This is a genomic window from Georgenia thermotolerans, from assembly GCF_009193185.1.
GTDB classification, from domain to species: domain Bacteria; phylum Actinomycetota; class Actinomycetes; order Actinomycetales; family Actinomycetaceae; genus Georgenia; species Georgenia thermotolerans.
This window is the reverse complement of the sequence record NZ_VUKF01000006.1, coordinates 121234-136035: the sequence shown is the minus strand read 5'-3', so window position 1 is coordinate 136035 and position 14802 is coordinate 121234. Positions and strand designations below refer to the sequence as shown.

13 protein-coding genes are annotated in these 14802 nt (G+C 74.4%); 4 read left to right on the top strand and 9 right to left on the bottom strand.

Translation table 11 applies throughout. The annotated features are described in order from the left end of the window. Positions 1-165: 165 nt before the first annotated feature. The 9 genes from GD970_RS04635 to GD970_RS04595 all read right to left on the bottom strand — a co-directional run bounded on the left by GD970_RS04635 (position 166) and on the right by GD970_RS04595 (position 10680). Positions 166-1470 (bottom strand): thymidine phosphorylase, encoded by a 1305-nt coding sequence (locus tag GD970_RS04635; protein WP_152201363.1) that lies wholly within the window; start codon positions 1468-1470, stop codon positions 166-168. Further along, complete coding sequence (locus GD970_RS04630; RefSeq protein ID WP_152201361.1) at positions 1467-1880, bottom strand: cytidine deaminase; 414 nt, start codon at positions 1878-1880, stop codon at positions 1467-1469. The genes GD970_RS04635 and GD970_RS04630 overlap by 4 nt, the downstream gene beginning before the upstream one ends. A gap of 14 nt (positions 1881-1894) precedes the next feature. Beyond that, positions 1895-3187, bottom strand: a complete 1293-nt coding sequence (locus GD970_RS04625; protein WP_152201358.1) for an ABC transporter permease — start codon at positions 3185-3187, stop codon at positions 1895-1897. Further along, positions 3184-4500, bottom strand: coding sequence for an ABC transporter permease (locus GD970_RS04620; protein WP_226925158.1), 1317 nt, complete (start codon positions 4498-4500; stop codon positions 3184-3186). The genes GD970_RS04625 and GD970_RS04620 overlap by 4 nt, the downstream gene beginning before the upstream one ends. Continuing rightward, complete coding sequence (locus GD970_RS04615; protein ID WP_152201356.1) at positions 4497-6080, bottom strand: ABC transporter ATP-binding protein; 1584 nt, start codon at positions 6078-6080, stop codon at positions 4497-4499. The genes GD970_RS04620 and GD970_RS04615 overlap by 4 nt, the downstream gene beginning before the upstream one ends. Before the next feature lie 139 nt (positions 6081-6219). Next, positions 6220-7335, bottom strand: a complete 1116-nt coding sequence (locus tag GD970_RS04610; protein WP_226925157.1) for a BMP family lipoprotein — start codon at positions 7333-7335, stop codon at positions 6220-6222. Positions 7336-7612: 277 nt separating this feature from the next. Further along, positions 7613-8857, bottom strand: a complete 1245-nt coding sequence (locus tag GD970_RS04605) for an amidohydrolase (protein WP_152201351.1) — start codon at positions 8855-8857, stop codon at positions 7613-7615. A gap of 86 nt (positions 8858-8943) precedes the next feature. Further along, positions 8944-10047 carry a mannose-1-phosphate guanylyltransferase gene (locus tag GD970_RS04600; protein WP_152201349.1) on the bottom strand — a complete coding sequence of 368 codons (1104 nt, stop codon included), beginning with the start codon at positions 10045-10047 and terminating at the stop codon, positions 8944-8946. A gap of 69 nt (positions 10048-10116) precedes the next feature. Next, positions 10117-10680, bottom strand: coding sequence for a 2'-5' RNA ligase family protein (locus GD970_RS04595; protein WP_152201347.1), 564 nt, complete (start codon positions 10678-10680; stop codon positions 10117-10119). A 197-nt stretch (positions 10681-10877) separates the two neighbouring features. Between GD970_RS04595 and GD970_RS04590 the strand changes: the two genes are divergently transcribed. From GD970_RS04590 to GD970_RS04575, 4 genes are read left to right on the top strand one after another with little or no spacing between them, the layout of a single operon-like run. Then, positions 10878-11771 (top strand): DeoR/GlpR family DNA-binding transcription regulator, encoded by an 894-nt coding sequence (locus tag GD970_RS04590; protein ID WP_152201345.1) that lies wholly within the window; start codon positions 10878-10880, stop codon positions 11769-11771. Beyond that, positions 11768-13024 carry a galactose-1-phosphate uridylyltransferase gene (galT, locus tag GD970_RS04585; RefSeq protein WP_152201342.1) on the top strand — a complete coding sequence of 419 codons (1257 nt, stop codon included), beginning with the start codon at positions 11768-11770 and terminating at the stop codon, positions 13022-13024. Before GD970_RS04590 ends, galT begins: the two co-directional genes overlap by 4 nt. Then, positions 13021-14286, top strand: coding sequence for a galactokinase (galK, locus tag GD970_RS04580; protein WP_152201339.1), 1266 nt, complete (start codon positions 13021-13023; stop codon positions 14284-14286). The genes galT and galK overlap by 4 nt, the downstream gene beginning before the upstream one ends. Further along, positions 14283-14684, top strand: a complete 402-nt coding sequence (locus tag GD970_RS04575; protein WP_152201337.1) for a TraR/DksA family transcriptional regulator — start codon at positions 14283-14285, stop codon at positions 14682-14684. The genes galK and GD970_RS04575 overlap by 4 nt, the downstream gene beginning before the upstream one ends. Positions 14685-14802 lie beyond the last annotated feature (118 nt).

The following is a 14802-nucleotide window of genomic DNA, read 5'->3' as shown; positions in this document are numbered from 1 at the left end:
GGCGGCGCCGTGCGCCGCCGCACCGGGCCGGGGGCGCCGCGCACCGGGGTGCGCAGCGGGCGGGCGAGGGGGCCGAGCAGGGTGCTCAGCGAGACCGGGGGCAGGGCACGCATGAGGGCCAGGGTGCCCGCCCGCCCGGCGCCCGGCGAGCGGAGGCGAGCGACCTCAGCCGGCCACCCGCTCCAGCACGACGGTGCGCTCGCGCGCCGCGAAGCCGTCGAGCTCGCCCGGCGCGGTGACGACAACGGCGCCGGCGAGCGCCTCCCGGGCCCGCGCGAACCGCTCGGGGGTGTCGGTGTGCAGGGTGAGCAGCGGCTGGCCCGCCCGCACCTCGTCGCCGGGCTTGGCGTGCAGCTCGATGCCCGCCACGGCCTGCACCGGGTCCTCCTTGCGGGCGCGGCCGGCGCCCAGGCGCCACGAGGCCACCCCGACGGCGTAGGCGTCGAGGGTGGTGAGCACGCCGTCGGCCTCGGCCAGAACGTCCTCGGTGTGCCGGGCCACCGGCAGGGCCGCGTCGGGGTCGCCGCCCTGGGCGGCGATCATCCGGCGCCACACGTCCATGGCCCGCCCGTCGCGCAGGGCGGCGGCGGGGTCGGCGTCGGGCCGGCCGGCGGCGTCGAGCATCTCCCGGGCCAGGGCGACGGTGAGGTCGACGACGTCGGAGGGCCCGCCGCCCGCGAGGACCTCCACCGACTCGCGCACCTCGAGGGCGTTGCCCACGGTGAGCCCGAGCGGGGTGGACATGTCGGTGAGCAGGGCGACGGTGCGCACGCCGGCGTCGGTGCCCAGCTCGACCATGGTGCGGGCGAGCTCGCCGGCGCGGTCGCGGTCCTTCATGAAGGCGCCGGAGCCGACCTTGACGTCCAGGACGAGGCTGTCGGTGCCCTCGGCGATCTTCTTGCTCATGATGGAGCTGGCGATGAGCGGGATCGCCTCCACGGTCGCCGTCGTGTCCCGCAGCGCGTAGAGCTTCTTGTCCGCCGGCGCCAGCCCGGACCCGGCCGCGCAGATCACGGCGCCGACGTCGTCGAGCTGGGCGAGGATCTCCTCGTTGCTCAGCGCCGCCCGCCAGCCGGGTACGGCCTCGAGCTTGTCGAGGGTGCCGCCGGTGTGGCCGAGCCCACGGCCGGACAGCTGCGGGACGGCGACGTCGAAGACCGCCACGAGCGGGGCGAGGGGCAGGGTGATCTTGTCCCCCACGCCGCCGGTGGAGTGCTTGTCGGCGGTGGGCCGGGACAGGCCGGAGAAGTCCATCCGCTCGCCGGAGGCGATCATCGCCTGGGTCCAGCGGGCGATCTCGGCCCGGTCCATGCCGTTGAGGAAGATCGCCATGGCCAGGGCGCTCATCTGCTCCTCGGCGACGGCGCCGCGGGTGTAGGCGTCGATGACCCAGTCGATCTGCGCGGGGCTGAGCGCCCCGCCGTCGCGCTTGGTGCGGATGACGTCGACGGCGTCGAACGGCTCGGTCATGCGGTCGCCTCCCGGGCGAGGTCCTCGGGCCCGAACGCCTCGGGCAGCACGTCGGTCATGGGGTGGATGCCGCTGGGCATCTCGACGAGCAGGTCCGGCCCGCCGTGCTCCCACAGCAGCTGCCGGCAGCGCCCGCACGGCACGAGCCGCTGCCCGTGGCCACCGACGCAGGTGAAGGCCACCAGGCGGCCGCCGCCGGAGCGGATCAGCTCGGAGACGAGCCCGCACTCGGCGCACAGCGTCACGCCGTAGCCGGCGTTCTCCACGTTGCAGCCCGAGACGGTGCGGCCGTCGTCGACGAGCGCGGCGGCGCCCACGGGGAACTTCGAGTACGGCACGTAGGCCCGCTCCATGGCCTCGTAGGCCAGCGCGCGCAGGGACTGCCAGGTGTCCTCGGAGATGACGGTCATCGCGCTCCTCGACGTCACTTGATGTACGGGATGTTCTCGGCGGCGGGGGCGCGCACCTTCCCGACCAGCCCGGCCACGGCGAAGATCGTGACGATGTAGGGCAGCATGAGCAGGAACTCCGAGGGCACCGGGGCGCCGATGGTCGACAGGACGGTGCCGAGGTTCGTGGTGAACCCGAACAGCAGCGCCGCGGCGACCGCGCCGTAGGGGTTCCACTTGCCCAGGATCATCGCGGCGAGGGCGATGTAGCCCTGGCCGGCGGACATCTCCTTGCCGAACGCCAGTCCGGAGCCGACGGTGAAGAAGGCGCCGCCCAGGCCGGCCACCGCGCCGCCGAGGAGGGTGTTGCGCACCCGGGTGGGGTTGACCTTGATGCCCACGGTGTCGGCGGCCTTGGGGTGCTCGCCGACGGCGCGCACCCGCAGGCCCCAGCGGCTGCGGAAGAGGAAGACCTGCAGGACGACCACGCCGGCGTACATGAGGTACACGAGCAGGGTCTGGTTGAACAGGACCGGGCCGATGACGGGGATCTCGGACAGCCCCGGGATGGGCAGCCGGGGCAGGCTCTGGCGGGCGTTGAAGACCTGCGCGTTGTCGGTGAGCACCGTGGAGAACAGGAAGCTCGTCAGGCCCACCACGAGCACGTTGAGCACCACGCCGACGATGATCTGGTCGACCCAGTAGCGCACCGCGAAGAACGCCAGCAGCGCCCCCACCAGCGCGCCGGCGACCGGCGCCGCGAGGAGGCCCAGGTAGGCGCTGGAGGTGAGGGAGCCGACGACGGCGGCGAGGAAGGCCCCGCCGAGCAGCTGGCCCTCGATGGCGATGTTGACGATGCCGGAGCGCTCGCACAGGATGCCGCTCATCGCGCCGAAGACCAGCGGCACGGACAGCGCCAGGGCGCCCTGGAGCAGCGTGGTGACCGGGATGACGGTCGAGCGGCCCGCGCCCACCCAGGTGAGGAAGGCCAGCACGAACGCGACGCCGAGGACGACGTGCGCCCACACCGGCACCGGGCGCCGGTCCACCGCCGCCTTGACGACGTACGCGGTGAGGGCCACGAGCACGAGGCTGAGGACCCAGTTCGTCGCGGTGGCGGGCAGGGCGAAGTTGGGGATGGCCAGCAGGTCCGTGGGGCGCGAGAGCTGGAAGGTGGTGTGCTGCCCCGGCTCGAGCAGCAGGGTGAACACGACCAGCGTCAGCAGGGTGAGGACGCCGTAGACGATCGGCCAGCGCCAGCTGATCGGCGCCAGGACGGCCGGCGCCGCCTCGCGCGGGCGGGCGGGTGTCGCGGTCGTGGTGCTCATGCCGCAGCCTCCTTGACGGCCGGGGCGGCGGCACGGCGGGGGCGGGCCCCCGGCGCCGGCAGCCGGAAGATGGCGCGGACCAGCGGGGGCGCGGCGATGAGCAGCACGATGACCGACTGGACCACGAGGATGATCTCGATCGGGGTGTTGGTGGTGGACTGCATGAGGAAGCCGCCCGCCTTGAGCGCCCCGAACAGCAGGCCCGCGACGAACGTCCCCACCGGCCGCGAGCGTCCCAGCAGGGCCACGGTGATCGCGTCGAAGCCGTAGCTCGCGGCCACGCCACCGGTGAGCACCTTCTCGGTGCCCAGCACCTGGGCCGAGCCGGCCAGGCCGCACAGCCCCCCGGCGACGAGCATGACCAGCACCGTGACCCGGTCCACCGACACGCCCGCGGTGCGTGCCGCGCGGGGGTTGGCCCCGGTCGAGCGGAACTCGAAGCCGAGCGTGGAGCGCTCGAGCAGCCACCACACGAGCACGGTGGCGGCGATGGCGAGCAGGAACCCGGCGTGGAGCCGGAACTGCCCGCCGAGCAGCAGCGGGTAGGTCGCCGAGTCGGTGGGGATGGGCGGGGACTTGGGGAACGGCGACCCGGGCAGCTTGAACGCCTGGGTCTGCAGCAGGTACGCGATGAGGTACACCGCGATGTTGTTGAGCATGATCGTCACGATGACCTCGTTGGCCCCGGTGCGGGCCTTGAGGACACCGGCGATGCCCGCCCAGATCGCGCCGCCGAGCGCCGCGCCCACGGCGGCGAGGAGCACGTGGAGCACCGGCGGGAGGTTGAACGTGAAGCCGATGAAGCCGGCGAAGATGCCGCCGAGGATGATCTGCCCCTGCCCGCCGATGTTGAACAGGCCGGCGCGGAAGCCGACGGCGACGCCGAGCCCGGCGAGGATCAGCGGCACGGAGAAGGTCAGCGTCTCGGTCAGCGGCCGGATCGCGCGGGCGAAGGAGGCCGCCTGGAAGTCGAAGACGGCGCCGCGGAACAGCGCGACGTAGGAGCTGGTGACCGTGTTCCAGGCCGTGGCGAAGAAGTCGGTGGGCCGGGCGAAGAGATACCCGAGGGTGTCCTGGACGTCGGGGTCGGCCAGGGCGATGAGGACCCCGCCGATGACGAGGGCGACGAGGACGGCGAGCACCGAGACCATCCAGCTGCCCGAGAGCAGGTCGCGGAAGAACTGCTGGCTGCGGGTCTCGCGCTCCGGGGCGGCGCGGCGGCGCCCGTTCGAGGGCGCCGGCGGCTCGGCCTGGGCGACGAGGTCGCCGGGCTGGGCGGCCGTCTGGGGGGTGACGTTGACGGGGTCGCTCACAGCGTTCCCTCCTGGTGACCGGCCGCGGCGTCCGCCGCCGCGAGCGTCGTCTTGTGCTCGGCGGCCTGCTGCTCCGCCTCGTCCAGCGGCACGCCGGCCATCATGAGGCCGAGGACGTCGCGGTCGGTGTCGCCGTCGACGACGCCGACGATGCGGCCGCGGTACATCACCGCGATGCGGTCGGCCAGCGCCATGACCTCGTCGAGCTCGGTGGAGACGATGACCACCGGGGTGCCGCGGTCGCGCTCGGCGACGATCCGCTTGTGGATGAACTCGATGGAGCCGACGTCGACGCCGCGGGTCGGCTGGGAGGCGACGAGCAGGCGCAGCGGCCGGGACATCTCCCGGGCGATGACGACCTTCTGCTGGTTGCCGCCGGAGAGGGTGGAGAGGGGGTCGTCGATGGAGGACAACCGGATGTCGAACTCGTCCGCCCGGGCGGTGGCGTTCTCGCGCACGACGGCGGGCCGCATGGACACGCCGGAGGCGAACGGCTCGGCGTCGTAGAGGTCCAGGACGAGGTTCTCGGCCACGGAGAAGCTGGCGATGATGCCGTCGGTGGAGCGGTCCTCGGGCACGAAGCCCACCCCGGCCCGCAGCCGCTGCTTGACGCCCTTGCCGAGCAGGTCCTCGCCGTCGAGCCGGAGGGCGCCGGAGACGGGCTTGGTCAGGCCGAGGATCGCCTCGGTCAGCTCGGTCTGGCCGTTGCCCTGCACCCCGGCGATGGCCAGGATCTCCCCGCGCCGCACCGAGAAGCTCAGGTGGTCGACCACCGCCGCGCCGCCCGCGTCCAGGACCACGAGGTCCTCCACCTCGAGGGCCTCCTCCCCCGGGCGCGCGGGCTCCTTCTCGACGGCCATGCCCACCGAGCGGCCGACCATCATCGAGGCCAGCTCGGTCTCGGTGGAGGTGGGGCTCGCCTCGCCGACCACCTTGCCGCGGCGGATGACGGTGATCTTGTCGGCGACGGCGCGGACCTCGCGCAGCTTGTGGGTGATGAAGACGATGGAGGTCCCGTTGTCCCTCAGCTGGCGCATGATCGCGATGAGCTCGTCGGTCTCCTGCGGGGTGAGCACGGCGGTGGGCTCGTCGAGGATGAGGACCTTGGCGTCGCGCGAGAGGGCCTTGATGATCTCCACCCGCTGCTGGGCGCCGACGGGCAGGTCCTCGATGCGGGCGTCGGGGTCGACGTCGAACCCGAACCGGTCGGAGATCTCCCGGACCCGCTGGCGCGCCTCGGCGAGGTTGATGAGGCCGGCCGCGCCGGTGGGCTCGTAGCCCAGCACCACGGACTCGGCGACGGTGAACACGGGCACGAGCATGAAGTGCTGGTGCACCATGCCGATGCCGGCGGCGACGGCGTCGCCCGGGCCGGCGAAGGCCACCGGCTTCCCGCCGAGCTCGATGTGCCCGTCGTCGGGCTGGTAGAGCCCGTAGAGCACGTTCATCAGGGTGCTCTTGCCCGCCCCGTTCTCCCCGAGGAGGGCATGGATCTCACCAGGCTCGACGACGAGGTCGATGTGGTCGTTGGCCACGAGCGACCCGAAGACCTTGGTGATCCCCCTGAGTTCCAGCTTCACGGCGTGCTCTCTCCTGTTGGTCGCGCTGGCCGCGCAAAGGGGTGGCGGTCGTCCGGATGGACCCTACTGCAGCGGAGAACCCGACGGCCCGGCCGGGTGGGCCGGGCCGCCGGGGTGCTGCGGTAGGTCAGTCCGCGCCTCAGGCGGGCGCGTTCTGCGTCTCGACCGTGATCTCGCCGGAGATGATCTGGTCCTGGAGCTTGGTCACCGCGTCCTTGAGCTCCTGGGGCACCTGGCTGTCGAAGTCGTGGAACGGGGCCAGGCCCACGCCCTTGTTCTCCAGGGTGCCGACGTACGGCTCGGCGGCGAACTTGCCCTCGGCGGCCTGGCCGACGGTGTCCTGGACCGCCTGGCCGATCTCCTTGACGACGGAGGTCAGCACGATGGAGCCGTACTCGGTGGACTCGAACCAGTCGGAGTCCACGCCGATGATGTGCACGCCGTCCGCGGCCTCGGCCGCGGCGGCCGCGCCCAGCCCGACCGGGCCGGCCACCGGCATGATGATGTCCGCGCCCTGGGCGATGAACTGCTCGGCCTGGTTCTGGCCCTTGGCCTGGTTCTCGAAGTCACCGGTGAAGGCGCCGTTCTGGGCCGCCTTGTCCCAGCCGAGGAGCTTGACGTCCTTGCCGTTGTCCTCGTTGTACTTCGCCACGCCGTCGGCGAAGCCGTCCATGAAGATCGACACCGAGGGGATCTGCATGCCGCCGAAGGTGGCGACGGTGCCGGTCTTGGTCATGCCGGCGGCGAGGTACCCGGCCAGGTAGGAGGCCTCAGCGGTGTTGAAGAGGATCGGCTTGGCGTTCTTCAGCTCCACCGGCTTGAAGTCGGCGTCGCTGAAGGCGGAGTCGATGAGCGCGAACTGGCTGTCGGGGTTCGCCTCGGCGGCGGCCTGGATGGCGTCCTCGAGGAGGAAGCCCACGCCGATGGTCAGCTTGCAGCCGGCCTGCACCATCGAGTCGACGTTCGGGGCGAAGTCGGCGTCGGACGTCGACTCGGCCGTCTTCTCCTGGATGCCGAGCTGGTCCACGGCGGCGGTGAGGCCCTCGTAGCCGGACTGGTTGAAGGACTTGTCGTCGAAGCCGCCGGAGTCCGAGACCATGCAGGCCAGGAAGTCCGCGTTGGCCGCGGTGTCGCTGGTCTGCTCCTGCCCGGCGGAGGTCTCGGAACCCGAGTTGCTCTCGGGTGCCGACCCACAGGCGGCGAGCGTCAGCGCGGCCGAGGCCGCGAGCGCCGTCGCGTAGATGCTCTTCTTCACGCGTGTCTCCTGCATGTGTGGGCCGAGGGCCGGCCGGGGCGGGTGGCGCGCTCTGCAGGGAGAGCCCCGCCTGATCGGTCGGGTTCGGCGGATATCACCCCCGACCCTACTGGTCGGAAACCGGCGCTTCTGCCACATCGTGAGACCGGTCCGGAAAGCGTTACCGAAATGTATCCCCCTCGCCAGGCGCCGGACACGTCGGTCCGCTACGTCGGGCCACCCGCGCAGCGGCCAACCGGTCCGCTCCGCCCCGTTCGCCCGGGGCGGGGGGCCTGGCCTACTCGGACCGGGCCTGCCCGGCGGTGCCGTCGCCGGCGAGGATCGCCGTGCGCGCGAGCAGCCGGGCGCCGATGCCGATGGCCCGCTCGTCGAAGACGATGTCCCCGCGGTGCAGGTCGTAGGAGGGCCCGCCCGGCGTGCGGGTGCCGAGGCGCACCATGGCGCCCGGGATGCGGGTGAGGTACCACGCGAAGTCCTCGCCCCCGAGCGACTGCTCGGTGAGGACGACGGACTCGGGCCCGATCACGTCCTTGGCGGCGGCGTCGATGGTGCGCACCGCCCGCTCCTCGTTGACCACCGGGGGGATGCCGCGGACGTAGCTCAGCTCGACCTCCACCCCGAGCGGGGCGAGCACCTGGGTCGCGGACTCCTGGACGAGCTTCGCGGCGCGCTGCCAGGCCCGGGCGTCCAGGCAGCGCAGCGTGCCGGTGAGGCTGCCGCTGGCGGGGATGGCGTTGGGGGCACGCCCGGCGTGGACGGCACCCCAGGTGAGGTTCACCCCGGCGCGCGGGTCGAGCCGGCGGCCGAGCACGGCGGGCAGCTGGGTGATGAGCTGGCCCAGCGCGAAGACGACGTCGCCGGTCAGGTGCGGGCGGGAGGTGTGGCCACCCTCGGAGGTCACCGTGATGGTCACCGAGTCCGAGGCGGCGGTGATGGGGCCGATGCGCGAGCCGACCCGGCCGACGTCGACCTTGGGGTCGCAGTGCAGGGCGTAGATCTGCTCGACGCCGTCGAGGACGCCCTGGTTGATCGCGGACTCGGCGCCGCCGGGCTGGACCTCCTCGGCGGGCTGGAACACGCAGCGCACGCCGATCGGCAGCTCGCCGGCGTCGTCGAGCGCCTTGAGGGTCAGCGCGGCGCCGTACAGGGCGGCGGTGTGGATGTCGTGGCCGCAGGCGTGCGCGAAGCCGTCGCGCTCGGAGGCGAAGGGCAGCCCGGAGGTCTCGTGCACGGGCAGCGCGTCGAGGTCGGCGCGCAGGCCGATGCGGCGCCGGCCCCGCTCGCGCGGGTCGGCGCCGATGTTGACGACGAGGCCGGTGCCCTCGAGCAGCCGCGGATCCAGCCCCGCCGCGCGCAGGCGCTGGGCGAGGTAGGTGGTGGTGCCGTGCTCCATCCGCGCCGTCTCGGGGTGGGCGTGGATGTGCCGGCGGACCTCGAGCAGCTCGGGCTCGAGCGAGTCGACCACCGCGTTGATCCGCCGCGCGACCGTGGAGTCCGTGGTGGCGGGGATGGTGGTGTGCACGCCCCCGACACTATCCCCGCCGCCTGTGAGCTGCCCGACACGCGCCGGTCGGCCGGTCCGGGAGGCCGTGGCGCGGCCGCCGCGCTTCACAGCAGCCGGTCGCGCCCGTCCCGCAGCAGGTCGACGACCTGCTTGACCTGCTGGGCGTGCGCGCGGGTGGTGACCAGGACGGCGTCGGGAGTGTCGACCACGACGGCGTCGGGGATGCCCAGCACGGTGACGGTGCGCCCCGAGCCGGGCACGACCAGGGCGCCGTCGGCGTCCACGGTCAGCACGTCGGCGGCGGGGCCGAGCACCCGCACGTCGTCGTCGGCCGGGGGCACGAGGGTGGCGAGGCTGGCGAAGTCGCCGACGTCGTCCCAGCCCATCGCGGCCGGGACGACGGCGACCCCGCCGCGGGCGGCGACCGGCTCGGCGATCGCGTGGTCGATGGCGACCTTCTCCAGGTCCGGCCACACCCGGGCGAGCACCTCCTGGCGGGCGTCGGTGTCCCAGGCGTCGGCGATCTCGCCGAGCCCGGCGTGCAGGGCCGGGCGCTCGGCGGCGAGGTGGTCGAGCAGGACCGCGGCGCGCACGACGAACATCCCGGCGTTCCACCGGTACTCCCCAGTGGCCAGGTACGCGGCGGCGGTGTCGGCGTCGGGCTTCTCGGTGAACCCGACGACCCGGCGGGCGGTGGGCGTGCCGGCCCCGCCGAGCGGCTCGCCGGCGCGGATGTAGCCGAAGGCGGTGGAGGGGCGGTCGGCCTCGATGCCGATGGTGACCACGTAGCCGGCGCGGGCCACGGCCACGGCCTCGCGCACGGCCCTCTCGAAGGCGGCGGTGTCGCGCACGACGTGGTCGGCGGCGAAGGACCCGACGACGACGTCGCCGTGGCGGCGGGCGAGCACGGCCGCGGCCAGGCCGATGGCGGCCATGGAGTCGCGCGGGCTGGGCTCGGCGAGCAGGTCGGCCTCGGCCAGCTCGGGCAGCTGGGCGCGCACCGCGGCGGCGTGCGCCGTCCCGGTCACCACGGTGACGCCACCGGCGCCGGTCAGCGGCCGCAGCCGGTCGACCGTCTGCTGCAGCAGGGTCCGGCCCGCGCCGGTGAGGTCGAGCAGGAACTTCGGGGCCGTGCGGCGGGAGAGCGGCCAGAGCCGGGTGCCGGCGCCCCCGGCGGGGACGATGGCGTGCAACAGGCTGTCGGACATGCGCACACCTTAGGGCGCCCCCGGTGCACGCCCGGCGCGGACCCGGCGCCCCTCAGGCGCCGGCCCCGGTCAGCCCGCGCGGTGGTTGACCGAGCTGCCGGTCAGCGGCACCCGCGCGATCATCCGCCACACGCCGTCGTCGCCGTGCTCGTACAGGCGCATGCTGCCGGCGGCGTAGGTCGCCTCGAAGTCCGCGAGCGCCCGGGCGGCGCGGTCGAGGGCGGCCTCCTCCAGCTCGTGGGCGACGGTGACGTGCGGGTGGTAGGGGAAGCGCAGCTCCTGGGCGAGCACGCCGGTGCGGAGCCGCCCCTGGAGGGCGGCGCACTGCTCGCCGCCCTGGACGACGCGGACGAAGACCACCGGGCTGACCGGCCGGAAGGTGTCGGTGCCCTGCAGCCGGACCACGAACGGCGCCTCGGTGGCGGCGACCTCGCCGAGCAGGTCCACGACCACGGGCAGCTGCTCGGGCTCGACGACCGTGGGCGGCACGAGCGTGATGTGCGGCGGGATCGCGCGGGCGAGCGGGTCCCCCACGCGCGCCCGGGTGGACTGGACGACGGTCGCGTACGGCTCGGGCACCTGGAGGGAGACCCCGATGCGCACCTGGTCCCCGACGCGCTCAGGCAGGTGCATCAGGGCCATCTCCTCTCGGGGCGCACGACGAAGGGGCGGAGGGTCACGTTGCCATCCTGACAGGTCCGCAAGCCGCCCGGTACGCCCCCCGCCCAGGGGGCCGTGGCAGGAAGCGGTCACCTGTCGGGGAAAACCCGCCTCCGACGACCATTCTGTGAGGTCTTGGTCGATTTTGTTGGGCCTGGCAAGATGGCGGCATGGCCCCACCGCAGGACACGACGACGCCGCTCCTGGCCCGGCAGCGCCAGGACTACATCCTCGCCCGGGTGACCGAGCACGGCGGGGTGCGCGTCGCGGAGGTCGTCGAGGCCCTCGGCGTCTCCGAGATGACGGTGCGGCGCGACATCACCGAGCTCGTGGCCCGTGGGCTGGTGGACCGGGTGCACGGCGGCGCCGTGGCCGCGGCGGGCGCCGCGCACGAGCCGCTCTTCCAGACCAAGGCGGGCCAGCGCACCGGGGAGAAGGAGCGCATCGGCGCCCTCGCCGCCGCACGGGTGCGCCCGGGCGACTCCGTGGCGCTCACCGCCGGATCGACCACCCTGGCCGTCGCCCGGGCGCTCGCCGCCCTGCCGCACCTGGCGACGCTGACGGTGATCACCAACTCCCTCCCGGCGGCCCAGGTGCTGCAGGAGGCGGCCGAGCAGGCGCGGGGCGAGGGCCGCCCCGCCCCGACGATCATCCTCACCGGCGGCGAGCGCACCCGCTCGGACGCGCTGGTGGGCCCGATCGCCGTCGACGCCCTGCGCACGCTGCGCGTGGAGTGGGCCTTCCTCGGCGCGCACGGCTTCGACCCGGAGATCGGCCTCATGACGCCCAACCTCGCCGAGGCGGCCACGAACGCGGCGATGGTCGCCGCCGCCCGCACCCCGGTCGCGGTGCTCGACGCGGCGAAGTGGGGGGTGCTCGGGCTGCGCACGTTCTGCCCGGTGGAGCAGCTCGCCGTCCTCGTCACCGACGCCGAGCCGGACGCCGCCACCCGGGCGGCGGCCGAGCGCCACGGGATCGTCGTGGAGGTCGCCGACGAGGCGGCGGGAGCCGGCACCGTGACGGCGGGGGCGAGCCCGGCCGGCACCGAGGGAGGACAGCGATGAGCGAGGACCCGGCGACGGCGGTGCGCCTCCTGGCGCCCACCGTGCGCAAGACGGCCACCCGCCTGGCGGACGGGCGGGAGCTGATCTACTACGACGACTCCGAGCCGTACCTGTCCGGCGAGGCGACGCGGCGGCTGGACGACCCGCGGCCGCTGCCGGACCGGTTCGCCGACGTCGTCGGGGACGACGGCGTCGCGCGGCCGGTGACGGCGCCGCAGATGCGCTTCGACGTGCTCACCGGCGAGTGGATCCCGATGGCCACCCACCGGATGAACCGCACGTTCCTGCCACCGGCGGACGCCAACCCCTTCGCCCCGGCCCGGCCGGGCGCCGCCTACCAGGACGGGGAGATCCCGGACACCGACTACGACGTGGTGGTGTTCGAGAACCGTTTCCCCTCCCTCGTGGCCGTCCCCGGCGTGCCCGACGAGGTCGCGGCGCTGGACGAGGAGGCGCTGTGGCCGACCCGGCCCGCGGCCGGGCGCACCGAGGTGATCTGCTTCGACCCCAACCCCGCCGGCTCCCTCGCCCAGGTGACGCCGCGGCGCATGCGCACCGTCATCGAGGCGTGGGTGGACCGCACCCGCGAGCTGTCCGCCCTGCCCGGGGTCGAGCAGGTCTTCTGCTTCGAGAACCGGGGCAAGGAGATCGGGGTGACGCTGCACCACCCGCACGGGCAGATCTACGCCTACCCCTACCTGACCCCGCGCACCGCCCAGATGCTGCGCCAGGCGGTCGCCCACCGCCAGCGCACCGGGCGCAACCTGCTGCGTGACGTGCTCGAGGCCGAGCTGCGCTCGGGGCGGCGGGTCGTCGCCGAGTCCGACCACTGGGTGGCCTACGTGCCCGCCGCGGCGCGCTGGCCGGTCGAGGTCCACCTCGCCCCGCGGCGGGACGTGCCGGACCTGCCCGCCCTGGACGAGGCGGAGCGGGCCGACCTCGTGGGCATCTACCTGCGGCTGCTGCGTGCCGGGGACCGCTTCTTCGAGTGGCCGGCGGGCAGCCTGCACGAGGGCGAGCCGATCACGCTGCCGTACATCAGCGCCTGGCACCAGGCCCCGGTGCGCGAGGGCCGGGCCGACCTGCGCCTGCACCTGCAGCTGTTCTCGATCCTGCGTGCGCCGGGGAAGCTGAAGTACCTCGCCGGGTCGGAGTCCGGCATGGGCGCGTGGGTCTCGGACACCACCCCCGAACGCATCGCGGACCGCTACCGGGACGTGCTGCCCGCCGTCGTCGAGGAGGCGGCCAGGTGAGCGACCTGCTGGCGGCCTGGTCCGACGCCGAGGGCGCGGCCCGCGCCCGCGACCTCTTCTCCGCCACGTACGGCGGCGCGCCGGCCGGGGTGTGGGCCGCGCCCGGACGGGTGAACATCGTCGGCGAGCACACCGACTACAACGGCGGGCTGTGCCTGCCCATCGCCCTGCCCCACCGCACCTTCGTGGCCCTGCGCCCGCGGGCCGACCGCACCGCCCGGTTCGTCAGCGCGCAGGAACCGGGGGTGCGCGAGGTCGACCTCGACGCCGTCGCCCCCGCCGGCGCCCCGGGCGCGGTCGAGGGCTGGCCGGCCTACGCCGCCGGGGTGGCCTGGGCCCTCGAGCACGAGGGCCTGGCCAGGCCCGGGCAGATCCCCGGCTTCGACCTGGCGGTGGACTCCTGCGTGCCCTACGGGGCCGGGCTGAGCTCCTCCGCGGCGCTGGAGTGCGCCGTCGCCGTGGCGCTCGACGACGTCGCCGGGCTGGGCCTGGGCGCCGACGACGCCGGGCGTGCCCGGCTGGCGGCGGCCTGCGTGCGGGCCGAGAACGACATCGCCGGCGCGCCGACCGGCGGGATGGACCAGGCCGCCTCGCTGCGCGCCCGCGCCGGGCACGCGCTGCTGCTGGACTGCCGCGACGGCGCCGCCCGGCACGTCCCGCTCGACCTCGGCGCCGCCGACCTGGCGCTGCTCGTCATGGACACCCGCGCCCCGCACCGGCTGGTCGACGGGCAGTACGCCCGCCGCCGGCAGGTGTGTGAGGACGCCGCCGGGGTGCTCGGCGTCCCCTCGCTGCGTGAGGTCGCCGATGACTTCATGGTCGGCGAGACCACCCCCGAGGAGGTGCTCGCGCGATTGGACGACGCCGAGCAGCGCAGGCGGGTGCGCCACGTGATCAGCGAGATCGCGCGCGTGCGCTTCCTCGTCACACGCCTCGACCAGGCCCCGGGCGACCAGTTGCAGGGATGGGCCCTGGACAAGGTCGCGTGGGCGCTGGACGCCTCGCACACCTCCCTGCGTGATGACTACGAGGTCTCCTCCCCCGAGCTCGACCTCGCCGTCGAGACGGCCCGTCGGCTCGGCGCCCACGGGGCCCGGATGACCGGCGGCGGCTTCGGCGGCTCCGCCATCGCACTGGTCGACGCCGACCGCGCCCGCGACGTCGCCACCGGCGTCGCGGGCGCCTTCGCCGCTGCCGGCTACGCTCCCCCGGCGTTCCTGCTGGCCTCCGCCGCCGCGCCCGCCGGACCGGTGACCGCATGAGCCCCGCCGACAAGGACGCCCGCCCCTCCGGGCCCACGGCCGAGGACGCGGCCGCCGCCCGCGAGCGGCTCGAGACGCTGCGGACCACCACCGTCGAGCGCCTCGCGGCGCTGGGCCGCAGCTTCGACGAGGTCGTCGCCGCCGCGACGGACACCAACGTCGACGACGAGCACGACCCCGAGGGCGCGACCATCGGCTTCGAGCGGGCCCAGGTCGTGGCCCTGCGCGAGCACGGCGAGCGGACCCTGCGGGAGATCGACGCCGCCCGGGAGCGCCTCGAGACCGGCACCTACTGGAGGTGCACGGTGTGCGGCGGCCCGATCGCGCCGGGCCGTCTCGCGGCGCGGCCGACGACGACGATGTGCGTGCGCTGCGCGGCGGCGGCCGCCCGCGGCTGAGCGGCGACACGCGGGCACGGCCGAGTGACGACACATCCGCGCACGACCGAGCGGCGACGCGCGGGCACGGCCGAGCGGCGACACGACCACGCGCGGCCGCACCGAAACACCTCCGCAA